This is a genomic window from Methylotenera sp. (assembly GCF_036401095.1).
Taxonomy (GTDB): Bacteria; Pseudomonadota; Gammaproteobacteria; order Burkholderiales; family Methylophilaceae; genus Methylotenera.
In genome coordinates this window covers 118,433-134,337 of the sequence record NZ_DASWWA010000016.1, presented here as the reverse complement: position 1 = coordinate 134,337, position 15,905 = coordinate 118,433, and the positions used below count along the sequence as shown (strand labels likewise).

The following is a 15,905-nucleotide window of genomic DNA, read 5'->3' as shown; positions in this document are numbered from 1 at the left end:
CTAGATAACGTAAAGTAGAAAAATAACGCATATCATGACTTTAATTTGAATTGGCGTTAATATACCACGTAGCGACTGAAGCCAAAACATCCACCTTATTAATTGTGAATATTCCAAAATCATGCAAGATCAAAAAGATTTAAAAAATGCTGGGCTAAAAGCCACCTTACCACGACTTAAGGTGTTAAACCTGTTTGAAAACAGCAAAGACCGACACTTATCTGCCGAAGATATCTATAAAATTATGATCAACGCTGGTGAAGATGTAGGCTTAGCGACGGTATATCGCGTACTCACACAGTTTGAGCAAGCTGGCTTATTGATTAGGCACCACTTTGAAAGTGGCAAAGCAGTATTCGAACTTAATAGCGGCGGACATCACGACCACATCGTCTGTATTAAATGCGGTCGCGTTGAGGAGTTTTATGATCCGGAAATCGAGAAAAGACAAGAAAGCGCTGCGGCAAAATTAGGTTTTACCATGCAAGACCACTCACTGACCATTTACGGTGTTTGCACTAAACAGCCTTGCGAGAGCAAAGACTAAACAACCAAGCTGCAAGCCAAAGTTAGCCTAACAACATTTCTTTCGCATGCTGCCTTGTTGTTTCGGTAAGCTCAATACCGCCCAACATGCGCGCAACCTCTTCTACACGGCTGGCGGCACTTAATGCCGCAATCGTACTTAAAGTTTGACCGTCCACTTGCGACTTACTTACGCGTAAATGATGCTTACCAAGTGCGGCCACCTGCGGCAAGTGTGTAATTACTAACACTTGTCGCTGCTCACCCAACTGCTTCAGCAAGTTGCCGACAACTTCGGCCACGCCACCACCAATACCAACGTCAACTTCATCAAAAATCATCGTTGGAATGCTGCCTTGCTGCGCAGTAACCACACGGATCGCCAAACTGATACGAGACAACTCGCCGCCGGAAGCTACTTTACTTAGCGGGCGTGGTGCAACGCCAGCATGCCCTGCAACCAAGAACTCGACCTGCTCCAAGCCGTTAACACTAGGCGCAACAGGCGTTAATGCCACCGAAAATTGACCCCCACTTAGAGACAAGCGCTGCATTTCAGCAGTGATTTTTTGATGCAATACTGCAGCAGCTTTCGCTCTACCAGCACTTAAAGTTTCTGCTAGTTTTGTATATTCACTAAAAGCCAAACGCTCCTGCTCGGCAAGCGCGCCATCGTCTGCAAAATTAGACAACTCCGCCATTCTCGCCTGCCAGCTTTGGAGTAAGCTTGGTAAGTCTTCTACTCTTGACCTGTACTTACGCGCGGCCGCGTGTATTGACTGTATTCTTGCATCCACCTCGCTCAAGCGCGCAGGGTCCAGCTCCATACGTTGAATGTAGCGATTTAAAGAACGGCTCGCTTCTTGCAATTGAATCACGCCAGAATCAAGCGATTCAGAAACTTCTGCCAAACTAATATCATAAGTCTGCATATTTTGCAGATGATGCTGCACTTGTGCTAATAAATTTAGTGCGGACAACTCCCCTTCACTCAGCAAATCCAAACAAGTTTCTCCGCTGGTAATTAAGCTGGCGCCATTTGACAGCAGCAAGTGCTCATGCTGCAGCGCCTCCCATTCCTGAGGATCAAACGCCAGTGCAGAGAGTTCACGGACATTATCACGCAGCAATGCCAACTCATCAGCATACGCTTCAGCATTTCTCTCCAACTCCAAGCGCAAGCCATGTAGGTGATACCAGCGCTTGTAATGCTCGGCAACACCCTTTGCCTCATCCAATAAACCGCCAAACTCGTCTAGAACTTGGCGCTGCGTGGCTGACTTAAGCAATGAATGATGCGCATTCTGGCTATAAATATCCACCAAAAACTCGCTCAACTCTTTAAGTTGCTGCATAGTTGCCGGGCTGCCATTAATGAACGCGCGTGAGCGACCGTCTGCATAGATAACACGGCGTAGCAACAGCTCAGGCTCATCTTGCGCAATTTCCTGCTCGGCCAGCCATGCTTGAGCTTCAATATTATTGTTTAATGAAAAACATGCGCTAATCTCGGCTTTATCGCAGCCAGCACGCGTAATGCCGCCTTCGCCACGAGCGCCCAAGGCCAAAGACAATGCATCAATCAGAATAGATTTACCTGCGCCAGTTTCACCCGTCAGCACCGTAAATCCAGATTGAAAATCCAGATCAAGCTGATCAACAATGACGAAATCGCGAATTGAAAGTGTTTGTAGCATAATTCAATTAGTCCATTTTATTGCCACATCAAAATGACAAGGCTTAGAGCAGTGCAGTAGATTTATAACAGCGCATACATCATGAATACGATTTAAGGTTGTTCGACTGTTGTTGCAGACCATCACACACTAGCTATTGCATCGTTTTTTGCCTAAGTGGCATAACACCAGCAAGCCAATGGAAGCGAGAGACATTAACCCCAGTTGAGTTTATTTCTGAGCATATCAAAATAGCAGTACTCTACAGGGTGTAGCAGTGAGATTGTTTTCTCTGCACGGCGTACTGCAATTTTATCGCCCACTTCCAACCCTAGTTGGAATTGACCATCAAAGCTTAACTGCGCTTCATCAAATTGCACCACTGTGACCACAATATTGCTCGCACTATTCACCGCAATTGGGCGGTTACTCAGTGTATGCGGACAGATTGGCACCAGTGAGATTGCTTCTAAATTAGGATGTAAAATCGGACCACCTGCAGACAAAGCATAGGCTGTAGCGCCGGTTGGCGTGCTTATAATCAGACCATCACTGCGCTGCTTGTAAACAAACTTGCCATCGATTTCGATTTCCAGTTCGATTAAGCGCAAGCCACTTTTAATCACCACGTCATTTAGGGCATGACTACTGTAAATGACCTGGTTATCTCTCACCACATCGGTAGATAACAGCATACGCGGCTCTTTAATGGAGTCTCCCGCAAGAATGCGATCGATCTCCGCCAACATATCTTCTGCGCGCAAGTCGGTTAAAAAACCAAAACGGCCACGATTGATACCCACCAAAGGAACATCCGCGTCAATTAAGCTACGGGCGACGCTGAGCATGGTGCCGTCACCACCCATCACGATTGCGAGATCTGCAACTTGACCGATTTCTCCTATAGCAAGCGTTTGGTAGCCTGCAAGCATGGCATGGTGTGCAGTATTTTCCTCAATCCACACCTCATAGTTTTTAGCGGATAAATGTCGAGCTAAATCAGCTAAATCTGCCTGCATCAACTGTAAAGCCGATACATTCATATATTTGCCGATAAGCGCTATTTTTTTAAAGTTTGTCTGCACGGCAGAATTAAAACATAGTCATGAAATCTTAGCAAAGCGAAAACCATACATAGCATGCAATAAATATCATCCACCTCTACATTTTTTGCGTCATAATAGCCTGCTAGCCGCATGGCAACGTGCCAACATTATTAAATTAAATATAATAAACAATAAGTTAGCTTAATAAAATATAAGAAAGTTGTACTGGCGTATTTTTTGCTTATACACCCCAATCTAACATTATCAAATAACAAATATATATATGACGGCTTCAAATCAAACTAACATACTGAAAACATATTTCTTACTCACTTATGTAGTAGTACTGTTCCTTGTATCTGACTCAATCCCTTTTACAAGTATTCTTCAAGATGGCTTATTGCCTTTTGGCTACATGCTAGTTACATGGTTGCTATATGGCTTATATTACTTACTACCAGCTATTGGCGTTACTGCGCTGGTCAGATTTATCAGTAAAAATAGCAGCGCGGCCTACCTCACTGCGGTCATTACTGGCGGCATTACCACCTTGCTAATGTATGCAAATGCCAAACTCTTTTCACTTTACGGCATGTTCTTTAATGGGTTTATTTTCAACCTAGTGTCCACGCCGGGCGGCATCGAGTCTTTAGGTGGCAGCAGCGCTTCTGATGTCGGCTTTGCACTGATTACAGTGGGCTTCATCAGCTTACAGGCTGCTATTTTATGGCTAGCACACCGCCTGTATGTAAAAAAATCAACCCCAAAGTTATCATTCAAATTCTTACCTGCCACCGCACTCATTGCCACAGTGCTTGTGCATATGGGCTTTGCGTTAGATAGTTACACAACAAATCAATTAAACGTAGTTGCGCAGGCAATTCCCTTTTACCAAACCGTATCGGCTAGAGGCTTCTTTAAAAGCCTTGGCTTTACCACACAACGTGAAGCTAAAATTAAACTAAAAGGTAAGCTCAACTACCCACTTAACCCTATCCAATTCAAACAACCTGCCAAGCCATACAATATTATTTGGCTAACTTCTGAGTCTTGGCGCGCAGATACCCTCAACGAAAGAATCATGCCTAATAGCTGGGAGTTTGCAAAAGGGGCAGCCAGGTTTACACGTAACTACAGCACCGGCAATGGCACGCGCATGGGCGTGTTTGGCATGTTTACTGCCATGCCTGGAAACTATTGGTTTCCATTTTTAGAAGAGCGCCGCGGTGCTGCAATTATCGATGTATTGGAACAACAGCAGTACCAAATGAGTTTTTATACCAGCGCTAAATTCTCTTACCCGGAATTTGATAAGACTATTTTTGCGCACGTGCCAACCAATCTGTTGCACGACAACAACAAAGGCGCGAGTGGCTGGGAAAATGACCGTAACAACGTCACAAGCTTACTGTCGTTTATTGATAACCGAGACAAAACCAAACCATTTTTCACTTTTATGTTTTTTGAATCACCGCACGCGCGTTATTACTTTCCGCCCGAAAGCGTGATTGCAACACCATACCGTGATGACCTTAATTACGCGACTTTAAGCAAAACTGCATTACGTAACGACATTATTCCGATTAAAAATCGCTACATCAATTCTGTGCATCACTTAGATATGCAATACGGTCGCATCTTCGACTACCTCAAGCAGCACCAGCTATTGGATAACACCATTGTCATTCTAGTAGGCGACCACGGCGAAGAGTTTATGGAGCATGGCTTCTGGGGGCATAACTCAACTTTTGTAGACCAGCAGGTGCGTACGCCACTCGTTATTTATAAACCGAACTCAGCGCCGCTAGTGAGCGACCAAATGACGAGCCACATGGACATCGTGCCAACCATCATGCCTTTACTCGGCGTGACCAACCCAAGCAGCGACTACGCTACCGGCTATAACTTGCTGGCTGGCGAAAAACGTAACCATACTTATGTCTCAGATTGGGATAAAGTTACTTACGTGGATGATGAGGTCAAAATCACCCAGCCGGTGAATGCCAAAAGCTTTGCACTTATGACAGCCAGCAGAGGCGATGACAGCGCGCTACCTCATGATGAACGTAAAGCGATATTGCAGACGAAACAGCCAGCCATGCTGCAGTTGGTGCAAGATTTAAGCAAGTTCTTCAAGAAAAAAGATGCTAAAGCACCAGCACCACCCCGATAACATTGCCTTATCAGGCTAACTGACCGATAATTTGCGCATGAGCTCCAGTATAGACAAACGTGCGCAAATTTTACTCAAAACCCTGGTTGAGCATTACATTAGTGATGGTCAACCGATCGGGTCTCGTACCTTATTGCAGCATTCAGGCTTAGATGTAAGCCCTGCCACTATTCGCAATGTCATGAGCGATTTAGAGCAACAGGGGTTTATCGCTAGCCCCCATACATCAGCAGGCCGCATCCCCACGCAAAAGGGGTATCGTTTATTTGTAGACTCTCTGCTCACGGTAAAACCGTTAGAGTCGCAAATATTACAGCAGCTTAAAACTGGCTTAGCATCGCCCAATCCTAATGAGCTAATTACCAATGCGGCAGACATGTTGTCGCAACTTACCCAGTTTGCCGGCGTAATCATGACGCCCAAACACAAACGCATTGCATTTAAACATCTGGAATTTTTGACGCTTTCTGATAAAAGAATACTCGTCATCATCGTCACCAGTGATGGCAACGTGCAAAACCGCATTATCCTCACTGAAAAAACCTTTAGCGCCAGTGAACTGACGCAGGCAGGTAACTATTTTAATGCGCACTTTTCTGGCCATACTTTTGAAGAGGTGCAACAAAAACTGCATGCAGAACTTAAGCAAATGCAAAATGACATGAATCAACTCATGACAGCGGCACTAGAGGCAAGCAGTAAAAAGGGCGATGAGGATGGCGTGGTAATTGCTGGCGAGCGTAATTTATTACAAGTAGATGACCTATCTACCAACGTTGCAAGCCTACGCAAGTTATTTGAAATTTTTGAACGCCGCACTAGCCTAATGCAGTTATTGGACAACAGTCAACGTGCAGATGGTATACAAATATTTATTGGCGGCGAAAGTGGCTACTTACCCCTAGACGAATGCAGCATGATTACTGCGCCGTATGAAGCAGATGGGCAAGTTGTAGGTACGCTTGGAGTAATTGGCCCGACACGCATGGCATATGAACGCGTGATTCCCATTGTGGATATCACCGCCAAACTGCTGTCAAACGCACTTTCATCAACATAGCGTGTCGCATACAAAGCAATCAGACAACCATTTACATTAAAGACTGGCAACATGGCATATTACAACCCTGAATCAAAATATGAGCACGGCGATCAACTCAAGGTAGGCATTCTACTGGCGAATCTAGGTACGCCAGACGCACCGACAGCGCAAGCATTACGCCCTTATCTGCGCCAGTTTTTAAGCGACCGCCGTATCGTGGAGATTCCGCGTCTGATTTGGTGGTTTATTTTAAACTGCATTATTCTAGCAATCAGGCCAAAAAAATCCGCTGAGAAATACGCCAGCGTATGGACCAGCGAAGGCTCTCCCTTACTGGTACATGCGAAGAAACAAACACTGCTATTACGTGGCTTTTTAGCACAAAAAATTAAGTCACCCTTTACCGTGGAATTAGGCATGAGCTACGGTAACCCTTCTATGGAAAGCGCAATACAGAAACTAAAAGCCCAGCACTGTGACCGCATACTGGTATTTCCACTTTACCCACAGTACGCAGCCAGCAGCACCGCAAGTGCATTAGATGCAGTTTGGCGTGTACTGCTTAAAACACGCAATATGCCAGCGATTCGCACCATCAAGCACTATCATGACCACCCTGCGTATATTGAAGCGCTAGCGCAAAGCGTACGTGAACACTGGCGCATTAATGGTAAACCTAATAAATTAGTGATGAGCTTTCATGGTGTGCCTAAGTTTCATTTGCTCAAAGGCGATATGTACCACTGTGAATGCCACAAAACCGCACGCCTGCTGGCAAGCGCATTAGGCCTTAATCAAGATGAATATATCATCGCGTTTCAGTCCAGATTTGGTAAGCAAGAGTGGCTAAAACCATACCTAGCCTCCATATTAGAATCTCTAGGCAAAGCCAAGGTCAGTCGTATTGATGTTGTTTGCCCGGGCTTTTCCAGTGACTGCTTAGAAACGCTGGAAGAAATCGCAATGGAAGGTAAGCATATCTTCCAAAGCAGCGGTGGTGGCGACTACCACTACATCCCAGCTCTCAACGAAAATGATGCATGGATACATGCCATGACTACCATCGCGCTGGAAAACCTGCACGGTTGGGTGAGCGCCGATTGGGATGCGGATACGGCTAAAAAAGAAGCAGAAATGACAAAATTAAGGGCGCAAGGTTTAGTCAACAATTAATAAGCGTTATACTGAACGCTTTACAACTTCAAAAACGCTGCTTACTTTTGTGGCGTAATAATGATTTAGGTACTGAGCAATGATTGTAATTACTGGCGGCGCTGGCATGATAGGTTCTATCATCGCATGGCATCTAAATACCAAGCTTCAACGTGATGATTTAGTGATCGTAGACCGCATCACACACGAAGAACAATGGCAAAATCTGGCGCATCGCCACTATGCACATTATCTTGATAAAGACCAACTCATGTCTTGGCTGGAAGGCCGCACGGACATTGAAGCCGTTATTCATATGGGCGCGATTAGCGCGACTACTGAGCGCGACTTTAACAAACTGGTTGAGGCTAACATCCAGTATTCCCAAAACCTATGGACCTGGTGTGCCAACCAGCAAGTGCCGTTCTTCTATGCAAGCTCTGCCGCAACTTACGGCGACGGCAACTTGGGGTATGACGACGCTAGTATAGACAACCTGAGACCACTTAACGGTTACGGCTATTCCAAACACTTTTTTGACCAGTGGGCTTTACGCCAAGTCAGCAAAAACTTACCTACACCGCCGTCTTGGGCCGGCTTTAAGTTCTTTAATGTATATGGTCCAAACGAATACCATAAAGAGCGTATGGCCAGCGTTGCGTTTCATACGTTTAACCAGTTCAGTGCAACTGGTACCATGAAGCTATTTAAAGGCACCAAGGCTGGTGTTGAAGACGGCATGCAAATGCGTGATTTTGTCTATGTCAAAGATGCCGCGGCGGTAGTGAACCACTTTGTGACTGCGGCCATAGCTAAAAAAGGCGTGCCAAATGGTATTTATAACATCGGTACAGGCCACGCTAGAAGCTTTAAAGATTTAGCCACCAGTGTCATGCAAGGCATGCAGCGTGAGCCGCACATTACCTATGTGGATATGCCTCAAGATTTACAGGGTAAGTATCAATACTTTACCGAGGCAGTCATGCAAAAATTGGCCAGCACCGGCTACACCCAACCCTTCCACAGCCTTGAGGATGGTGTGCGCGACTACGTACAGAACTACTTAATGCAAGAGGATAAATACTGCTAATGAAGTATGTTAACTACCTAAAAGACGAACACGCCGCCCATATGGCGATGTTTAATGCACTGGAGCCACTGTTTCCGCTGATTAGTGATGTAGGTATTGCCATGCAAAACACCATTAAAAGTGGCGGCAAAATCTTACTGATGGGCAATGGCGGCAGCGCAGCTGATAGCCAGCACATTGCAGCAGAAATTGTGGGCAGATTTAAAAAAGAACGTAAAGGCATGCCCGCAATCGCGCTCACCACAGACACCTCCATTCTTACTTCTGTCGGTAACGACTATGGCTACCACTACATCTTTGCGCGGCAGATTGAAGCGTTATGCCGCCCAGAAGACCTAGTAATCGGGCTTACCACTAGCGGCAATAGCGCCAATGTAGTGAGCGCAATCGAGGCCGCTAACGCGATTGGCGCCACCACGGTGGGTTTAACCGGCGGCACAGGCGGTAAACTAAATGAGCTATGTACTTACAATATAGTGATTCCATCTAGCGTCACCGCGCGGATTCAAGAGGCGCATATTTTTGTCGGGCACTCACTCTGCGAAATTCTAGAGTCTGCTTAAAGCTATGGATTGAGACTAGTGTGCTCAATCCATATCACCTGCACATCCAATGCTGATTTTCATCGGCATGACAAAATGCATATCGTATTCTTAGATGTATAATCTCCTCCACCATGACCCAGCAAAAACTTCTAGACACAGTTAAACATTTTGGCAACTTCACTCAACACGCACTCGTGATTGGTGATGTCATGCTCGACCGCTATTTAATGGGCGAAGTGAACCGCATCTCTCCAGAGGCACCCGTACCTGTGGTTTTAATCAAGTCGCAGCAGGACAGAGCTGGCGGTGCGGCAAATGTTGCAGCCAATTTATCGTTACTTGGCATCAACACGCACGTTATTGGCTGTGTAGGCACCGACATCGAAGCCGATATTCTGCTTAACTTAATGGCTTCAACCAATATCAATGTTGAGCATGTGATTCGCTCCAAGCAGCGCCCGACCGTAGCCAAAACCCGCATTTTAGGTGGGCATCAGCAAATGATGCGACTCGACCAGGAAGACAACACAACCTTCAGTCCAGATGAAAACGCGCAGCTATTAAACGCAATTAATGCAGAAATCGCACGCAAACCTGCCGTGGTTATTTTATCTGACTACGCAAAAGGCTTATTAAGCGCAGATATCTGCCAACAGCTAATTTCGCAATGTCATGCACACGGCATCACCGTGCTGGTTGACCCCAAAGGCCATGATTACTCTAAATACCAAGGTGCCACCGCACTCACTCCTAACAAAAAGGAAACGGCTGAAGCTTGCGGCACCTCTATTCATGATGCCAGCCTAATTGAAAAAGCCACCGCGCTTAAAAACACGCTGAACCTAGATTTCTTGGTGGTCACCCGCGGCGAAGAAGGTATCTCTCTGATTGATGCTGATAGCCACTTATTGCCGGCCACCGCAAAACAAGTGTTTGATGTATCTGGCGCGGGCGACACAGTGATTGCCACACTAGCTGCCGGCTTAATCCACGCGCTCAGCCCATTAGAGGCACTGCAGCTTGCCAATATTGCAGCAGGTGTAGTGGTTGGCAAAGTAGGTACAGTGCCGATTAACCGCGATGAGTTAATTGAGGCTTTAGCCAGCGAACAATCTTCAGAACAGGCACATAAAGTATGCGATTTAGCTCAGCTCATACAAAAAGTTGAGACTTGGAAAAAAGCCGCACAAAAAATCGTGTTCACTAACGGCTGTTTTGATTTACTACATGCTGGCCATGTAACGTATTTAGAAGCTGCAAAAAAACGTGGAGACAAACTGATTTTAGGTTTAAATACCGATCGCTCAGTCAGCGCGCTGAAAGGGCCAACCCGCCCAGTAGTGCATGAAAATGATCGCGCACGCGTGCTTGCTGCGTTGGAATCTGTAGACGCCGTTATTTTGTTTGACGAAGACACACCCTTGAACTTAATTAACGCGGTAAAACCGCATGTGATTGCCAAGGGCAGCGACTATACAGCAGACCAAGTAGTGGGCGGCAAAGAGGTAGAGTCATGGGGCGGTGAAATTGCGTTAATTGACTTAGTGGCAGGTCGTAGCACCAGCAACATCATCAAAAAACTTGAGAGTTAATACTGTACTAAAAATGTCTGCTGAAAAAATCTTAATTCTCGGCCCATCTTGGGTGGGCGATATGGTGCTTGCACACAGCCTGTTCCAAACGCTCAAAACACAACGCCCAAATGCCATCATTGATGTTGCGGCGCCAGCATGGACATTACCGTTAATTGCGCGCATGCCTGAAATTAACCGCGGCATTGCACTACCATTCAAGCATGGTCAACCAGCCCTGTTAGATCGTATAAAATTTGGCTTATCCCTTAAAAAACAAGGCTATACGCAATCCATCACCTTGGTAAACTCGCTGAAATCAGCTATTTTACCTTTGGCTGCGGGCATTTCACAGCGCACCGGCTTTTTGGGCGAGTGCCGCTACGGCTTGCTCAATGATATCCGCCCATTAGATAAAGCCAAGCTGCCGCGCACCGTGGATAGGTTTGTAGCTTTAGGCGCAGATAAAAATCAATCGCAGGGACAAAACAACGCCAGCATTCCCAACCCGCGTCTGATTGCCGACAGCAACAATGCACTGCAAGCTTTGTCCAATTTAGGGCAGAATGCACCTACGACAAAAGTGTTGGGGCTATGCCCAGGTGCGGAATACGGTGAAGCCAAGCGCTGGCCAGCAGAATACTATGCAGAGGTCGCCAATGCGGCATTAAGCCACGGTTGGCAAGTATGGCTGTTTGGCTCAGAAAAAGACCTGCCTGTGACTCAAGAAATCAATCGGCTTGCTAACAACCGCTGCCTAGATTTCGGCGGTAAAACAAAATTAGGTGACGCTATTGATTTAATGTCGCTGTGCGATACGGTCATCAGTAACGACTCCGGTTTAATGCACGTTGCCGCAGCGCTGGATAAAAAAGTGATTGCGATTTATGGCTCAAGTGACCCACACCACACACCACCAATGCATCCAGATGCGGTAGTCGCATACTTGGGCTTAAACTGCAGCCCCTGCTTTAAACGTCTGTGCCCGTTAAGTGAACCTGATGCACACCTAGCCTGCTTAAAAAAGCTGACGCCGCAATCCATTATTCAAGATATTAAGTTTTTAGCGTAGCCAGATGCAAAAGATTTCAGCTTACATTCAACAATTAAGTGATAAAAAATTCATTTTATTGATGTCGTTATTAGCGGTCATCACGGCTTGGCGCATCCTGTATATTCAACATGGCTGGATTAACGTAGATTCTTTGCTCTATTTTGAGTCTGCCAGATTATTTGCAATCGGTGAGTTTAAACAAGGGGTTGCAGTATTTAACTGGCCTTTGTATTCGCTGCTAATTAGTGCAGTGCATCGCATCACGGGGCTAAGCATCCATACCTCGGCGCAAGTGCTGGATATTGTATTTTTTGCGATTAGCACTTTTAGTTTCAGCTATCTGATTAAGCTTGCTGGTGGCAATAAGCTCACCATCGCTTGCGGTGTATTTCTGCTATTAAGCACACCCTATATCGTTGGCGATGTACTGCCTATGCTGTTACGTGACCAAGGCTTCTGGGCGGCGTTCTTAACCAGCTTGGTATTTTTTGTGCAGTATTATCGTACGCAAAAAATCAGCGATGCCCTGCTCTGGCAGCTATCAACCATCGTTGCAATGCTGTTCAGAATTGAAGGCATTACCTTCCTGATCGGCCTACCGTTCATTTTATGGCTACGCCATGACCTAGGCTTCAAACAAAAACTCAGTCAGTTTTTGTTAATTAACAGCCTATCCATACTAGCGGCGCTATGTATATTAGCAATGTTACTGTTCTCGCCTGCAGTCACCCTCAGTGACTTTGGCCGAATCAAAGAGGTTATTTCTCTGGCATCGGATGTTTCTAATGCATTTAACGTCAAAGCAGCGATGATGGGGAACGTGCTTGGGGGATATTTTGAAGACTATGGCCTCATTGCCTTGATAGCGGGCCTAATCAGCATTTTGCTATTAAAACTTGCCAGTATCATTAGCTGGCCAGTGATTGCACTTTATGCGCTCAATCGCAATGCACTTAATCACACACAGCAAACCTCACTGGCGCTCCCACTACAAGCCGATACGCGTATTATTTTTTACACTGTAAGCGCGATTAGCATTATCAACGCCAGCGCTAGCATGGCTAGAGTGTTTGTATTATCCAATAGGTACATCGTTACTATAGGATTTATCGCGCTTATTTTTGCAGCGTTTTGCCTAACGTCACTCATTAACAAGTTGCGTACCAACACATTTAATCGCCCATGGCACAAATGGCTCACCATAGGTTTAATCGTTATTTTTAGTGCATCCTATATCAAGAATACCCTGCCTAAAAAAGCAGGCTACACTTTTGAGCAAGACGCGGTTACTTACGTAAAGCAAAAAAATATTACTAACGATAGAATTTTCTTTGTGACAGATAAAACTGTGTTTTATGCAGGCGCCCATTTTAATGGCCGACACTCAGACCACTGGAAACTAACGCTAGATGCCATCAAAGACGGCTCTATCTATCATTATGATTATTTGATGCTTTATGCTGAAGCAGATGAAAACAGCGCTCAGCAACAAAAGCTTATCCGTGAGCAATTAAGCCAGTATCGATTGGAAAAAGAGTTTTACGGTGTTAATCAAAAAAAGAAGATTATGCTTTATGTTAAGCAGTAACAGGCATTCAAGACAATGAACAAGCTTATCTCTATTTTTCGCCGTCTGCGCTTAGGTGAAAAATTCAAACACCAGTATAGCTGCCACCCTGATTTTGACATTAAGCGTGATGCAGACCGCTGTACCATTGTATGGAAAGGCAAAGCAATTGCTGATATAGCGTTTGCACACACCTTAAGCCATCAATACACGGGCGCATGCTTTACTGTGGCCACCGGCCCCTCCTTAACTGAAGTCGACCTCAAACAACTCGCGACTTTTGACACGATTAGCCTAAATTGCGCCATTAAAAAATTTATCGATGCAGGCTTAAAACCAACGCACTGCATTGTGGTGGATCGCCGAGTCTTTGAAAACCAGTGGGCATGCATTAGAGACTCTATCCTGTCTGGTGCAAACTGCTTTTTCTCATACGTGGGTTTATCCAGAATATGTGAGCGAGAACCGGAGTTACTCCAGCACGGCAATATTTTTCTCATCGAATCCATCTCTAGAAAGTTTGGTGTGCCTCGTATCAGCAAAAGCGATTTACTGAAAGAAGCTGCAAACGATGCTGAAGTATTTTTAGATGCAAAGTTCTCAGAATTATGTAGGTCCGTTGGCTTTAGTGCCAATCTGAAAAAAGGCCTGTTTTCGGGAAAAACAGTCGCCACTTGGGCAACCCAGCTAGCGCCAGCATTAGGGTATCAGCAGAATTTTATTATTGGTATGGACTTAGGCGGCACCGGTAAAAAGCATTTTTACGCTGACGGCAATAATGCGCCACCTGACTTTATGCGCGACTACGAGCCCTATATACGCGTTTGCTTTGAGCAAGCTAAGCGTGCAAGCTCAGCTATTGGATTTGAGGTTTATAATCTGTCAAAAGATAGTACACTACCACATGAGATTATTCCGAAAATTAGTATGCAACAAGCACTAGATCTGGCTACAGTACATCATCAAAAATAACTATTAAATTGCACCAGCACACAATATGAAAATTATCATTCCGCTACAAACCTGCTCTACACGTATTCCGTTAAAAAACATTCGTCCTTTTTATAACGACGATTCTTTGTTTGATATCAAGGCAAAGCAGATTTTAGAGTTTGAATCAGCAGACAATGTCTATGTGTCTTCAGAAGATGAAGAAAAAGTGCGCCCGCTATGTGAAAAATACGGTTTTCATTTTATGCTGAGAGACCCGTCTTTAACCGGCAATAAAATCTATCAGCCGGACTTGGTTAAAGCACTTACCGAGCCATTGCCGGGCGATGATGACATCATGTGGATACAAGTCACATCACCGCTATTTAACCAGTTTAAAGAAGCGCTGGCAGAGTGGGAAAAGGTACGTGATGATTATGATTCATTAGTCGCAGTCAAACCGTTTAAAGGCCATTTGCTTGATGACAAAGGTAACCCGGTCAACTATAGCTTTGGCTACTGGCATAAAGTATCTCAAGACCTACCTAAGCTGTACTCTGTATTGTGGAGCTTGTTTATTTTAAAACGCACTACGGTTAACCGCTTTAATTACCACATAGGCGTCAATCCTTACCTATTTGCTTCAGACAATATGGTGGTTGATATTGATTACCATGAGGACTTTGAGCTTGCGCGCCATATCTATACCAAGATTCATGGCAACAACGACTAACTGCCATTCGCAGCAACTAGCCATCAAGCCACCTCAAGAAGCAGAATATGAACTTACCTTTCTTTCAATACATTTGCTGTATTAACCTAGACTCTCGTCCTGACCGCTGGGATGGTATGCAAGCCCAGTTTAACAAAGTGAACATCGTGGATGCACAAAGATTTTCTGCGGTGTCATTTGAAAAGCTGCAAGACAACCCGCCCCCAGCAAGCTTTAAGGCCAAAATTATGGCCGCACTGCAGCGTAAGAACGAAGCGCAAAATGCTGAGCATCAAATTAAGGCGATGTGGGGCTGCTTATCCAGCCATGTAGCTGTGATTAGGCATGCAAAAGCCCAAAACTGGCCATATGTGCTGATCTTGGAAGATGACTGTGAGTTTGAGCCTTACACTAATACCGTGATGCAACGCGTTATGCAGCAGGTAGGTGACCTAGATTGGGATATGCTTTACTTAGGTGGCAATCAAAAGAAATATGGCCTACGCGAGCGTAAAAGCAAAAACTTAGTCGCCGTGACCGGCATCACCTTGACCCACGCCTATATGGTAAGGGCCAGCATCTACGACAAAATCATCAATGAGGCCCCACAGGCCAGTATGACCATCGATGACTTCTACGCCAAACAGCTACAGAATCACGTAAAAACCTTACTGGTAGAACCACCGGTTGCATACCAAGCACCCGATGAAGTCAGCGACATTAGCCAAATGGCCAGAAGAAAAAAATACAACTGGAAGAGCCTGCTTAGACGCAGCAAACGTTGGCTAGCCAACGTTAGATATGGCACATTGGCCAGCTAGC

At 45.4% G+C, this 15,905-nt stretch carries 14 protein-coding genes; 12 read left to right on the top strand and 2 right to left on the bottom strand.

All coding sequences use genetic code 11. The features are described from left to right. The first annotated feature begins 121 nt into the window (after positions 1–121). Positions 122–547: a ferric iron uptake transcriptional regulator gene (gene fur / locus VGD82_RS09745; RefSeq protein WP_135278402.1), complete on the top strand. Its 426-nt coding sequence runs from the start codon at positions 122–124 to the stop codon at positions 545–547. Between the two features lie 22 nt (positions 548–569). Here fur and recN read toward each other — a convergent pair whose 3' ends face one another. Together recN and VGD82_RS09735 are read right to left on the bottom strand one after the other, a co-directional pair. Further along, positions 570–2,222 (bottom strand): DNA repair protein RecN, encoded by a 1,653-nt coding sequence (recN, locus tag VGD82_RS09740; protein WP_331020206.1) that lies wholly within the window; start codon positions 2,220–2,222, stop codon positions 570–572. Between the two features lie 194 nt (positions 2,223–2,416). After that, complete coding sequence (locus VGD82_RS09735; RefSeq protein WP_331020205.1) at positions 2,417–3,286, bottom strand: NAD(+) kinase; 870 nt, start codon at positions 3,284–3,286, stop codon at positions 2,417–2,419. 244 nt (positions 3,287–3,530) lie between these two features. On the opposite strand from VGD82_RS09735, the gene VGD82_RS09730 reads away from it, so the two are divergent. The 11 genes from VGD82_RS09730 to VGD82_RS09680 all read left to right on the top strand — a co-directional run bounded on the left by VGD82_RS09730 (position 3,531) and on the right by VGD82_RS09680 (position 15,904). Further along, on the top strand, positions 3,531–5,420 hold the full coding sequence (locus VGD82_RS09730; protein WP_331020204.1) for a sulfatase-like hydrolase/transferase: 1,890 nt from the start codon (positions 3,531–3,533) through the stop codon (positions 5,418–5,420). 37 nt (positions 5,421–5,457) lie between these two features. Further along, positions 5,458–6,480, top strand: coding sequence for a heat-inducible transcriptional repressor HrcA (gene hrcA, locus VGD82_RS09725; protein WP_331020203.1), 1,023 nt, complete (start codon positions 5,458–5,460; stop codon positions 6,478–6,480). A 51-nt stretch (positions 6,481–6,531) separates the two neighbouring features. Then, complete coding sequence (hemH, locus tag VGD82_RS09720; protein WP_331020202.1) at positions 6,532–7,635, top strand: ferrochelatase; 1,104 nt, start codon at positions 6,532–6,534, stop codon at positions 7,633–7,635. Between the two features lie 79 nt (positions 7,636–7,714). Next, complete coding sequence (gene rfaD / locus VGD82_RS09715; RefSeq protein WP_331020201.1) at positions 7,715–8,704, top strand: ADP-glyceromanno-heptose 6-epimerase; 990 nt, start codon at positions 7,715–7,717, stop codon at positions 8,702–8,704. Continuing rightward, on the top strand, positions 8,704–9,267 hold the full coding sequence (locus VGD82_RS09710; protein WP_331020200.1) for an SIS domain-containing protein: 564 nt from the start codon (positions 8,704–8,706) through the stop codon (positions 9,265–9,267). Before rfaD ends, VGD82_RS09710 begins: the two co-directional genes overlap by 1 nt. A 113-nt stretch (positions 9,268–9,380) precedes the next feature. Then, positions 9,381–10,841 (top strand): bifunctional D-glycero-beta-D-manno-heptose-7-phosphate kinase/D-glycero-beta-D-manno-heptose 1-phosphate adenylyltransferase HldE, encoded by a 1,461-nt coding sequence (gene hldE / locus VGD82_RS09705; RefSeq protein ID WP_331020199.1) that lies wholly within the window; start codon positions 9,381–9,383, stop codon positions 10,839–10,841. 13 nt (positions 10,842–10,854) lie between these two features. Then, positions 10,855–11,892, top strand: coding sequence for a lipopolysaccharide heptosyltransferase II (gene waaF / locus VGD82_RS09700; protein ID WP_331020198.1), 1,038 nt, complete (start codon positions 10,855–10,857; stop codon positions 11,890–11,892). Positions 11,893–11,896: 4 nt separating this feature from the next. Beyond that, complete coding sequence (locus tag VGD82_RS09695; RefSeq protein WP_331020197.1) at positions 11,897–13,462, top strand: hypothetical protein; 1,566 nt, start codon at positions 11,897–11,899, stop codon at positions 13,460–13,462. A gap of 15 nt (positions 13,463–13,477) precedes the next feature. Next, complete coding sequence (locus tag VGD82_RS09690) at positions 13,478–14,413, top strand: hypothetical protein (protein WP_331020196.1); 936 nt, start codon at positions 13,478–13,480, stop codon at positions 14,411–14,413. A gap of 25 nt (positions 14,414–14,438) precedes the next feature. Continuing rightward, on the top strand, positions 14,439–15,104 hold the full coding sequence (locus VGD82_RS09685; protein WP_331020195.1) for a cytidylyltransferase domain-containing protein: 666 nt from the start codon (positions 14,439–14,441) through the stop codon (positions 15,102–15,104). A gap of 47 nt (positions 15,105–15,151) precedes the next feature. Then, complete coding sequence (locus tag VGD82_RS09680; protein WP_331020194.1) at positions 15,152–15,904, top strand: glycosyltransferase family 25 protein; 753 nt, start codon at positions 15,152–15,154, stop codon at positions 15,902–15,904. Position 15,905 lies beyond the last annotated feature (1 nt).

What these genes read in the sequence shown, in the direction of transcription:
- fur (WP_135278402.1), top strand. Translation starts at nt 122, where the DNA reads ATGCAAGATCAAAAAGATTTAAAAAATGCTGGGCTAAAAGCCACCTTA.
- recN (WP_331020206.1), bottom strand. Translation starts at nt 2,222, where the DNA reads ATGCTACAAACACTTTCAATTCGCGATTTCGTCATTGTTGATCAGCTT.
- VGD82_RS09730 (WP_331020204.1), top strand. Translation starts at nt 3,531, where the DNA reads ATGACGGCTTCAAATCAAACTAACATACTGAAAACATATTTCTTACTC.
- hrcA (WP_331020203.1), top strand. Translation starts at nt 5,458, where the DNA reads ATGAGCTCCAGTATAGACAAACGTGCGCAAATTTTACTCAAAACCCTG.
- hemH (WP_331020202.1), top strand. Translation starts at nt 6,532, where the DNA reads ATGGCATATTACAACCCTGAATCAAAATATGAGCACGGCGATCAACTC.
- rfaD (WP_331020201.1), top strand. Translation starts at nt 7,715, where the DNA reads ATGATTGTAATTACTGGCGGCGCTGGCATGATAGGTTCTATCATCGCA.
- VGD82_RS09710 (WP_331020200.1), top strand. Translation starts at nt 8,704, where the DNA reads ATGAAGTATGTTAACTACCTAAAAGACGAACACGCCGCCCATATGGCG.
- hldE (WP_331020199.1), top strand. Translation starts at nt 9,381, where the DNA reads ATGACCCAGCAAAAACTTCTAGACACAGTTAAACATTTTGGCAACTTC.
- waaF (WP_331020198.1), top strand. Translation starts at nt 10,855, where the DNA reads ATGTCTGCTGAAAAAATCTTAATTCTCGGCCCATCTTGGGTGGGCGAT.
- VGD82_RS09695 (WP_331020197.1), top strand. Translation starts at nt 11,897, where the DNA reads ATGCAAAAGATTTCAGCTTACATTCAACAATTAAGTGATAAAAAATTC.
- VGD82_RS09690 (WP_331020196.1), top strand. Translation starts at nt 13,478, where the DNA reads ATGAACAAGCTTATCTCTATTTTTCGCCGTCTGCGCTTAGGTGAAAAA.
- VGD82_RS09685 (WP_331020195.1), top strand. Translation starts at nt 14,439, where the DNA reads ATGAAAATTATCATTCCGCTACAAACCTGCTCTACACGTATTCCGTTA.
- VGD82_RS09680 (WP_331020194.1), top strand. Translation starts at nt 15,152, where the DNA reads ATGAACTTACCTTTCTTTCAATACATTTGCTGTATTAACCTAGACTCT.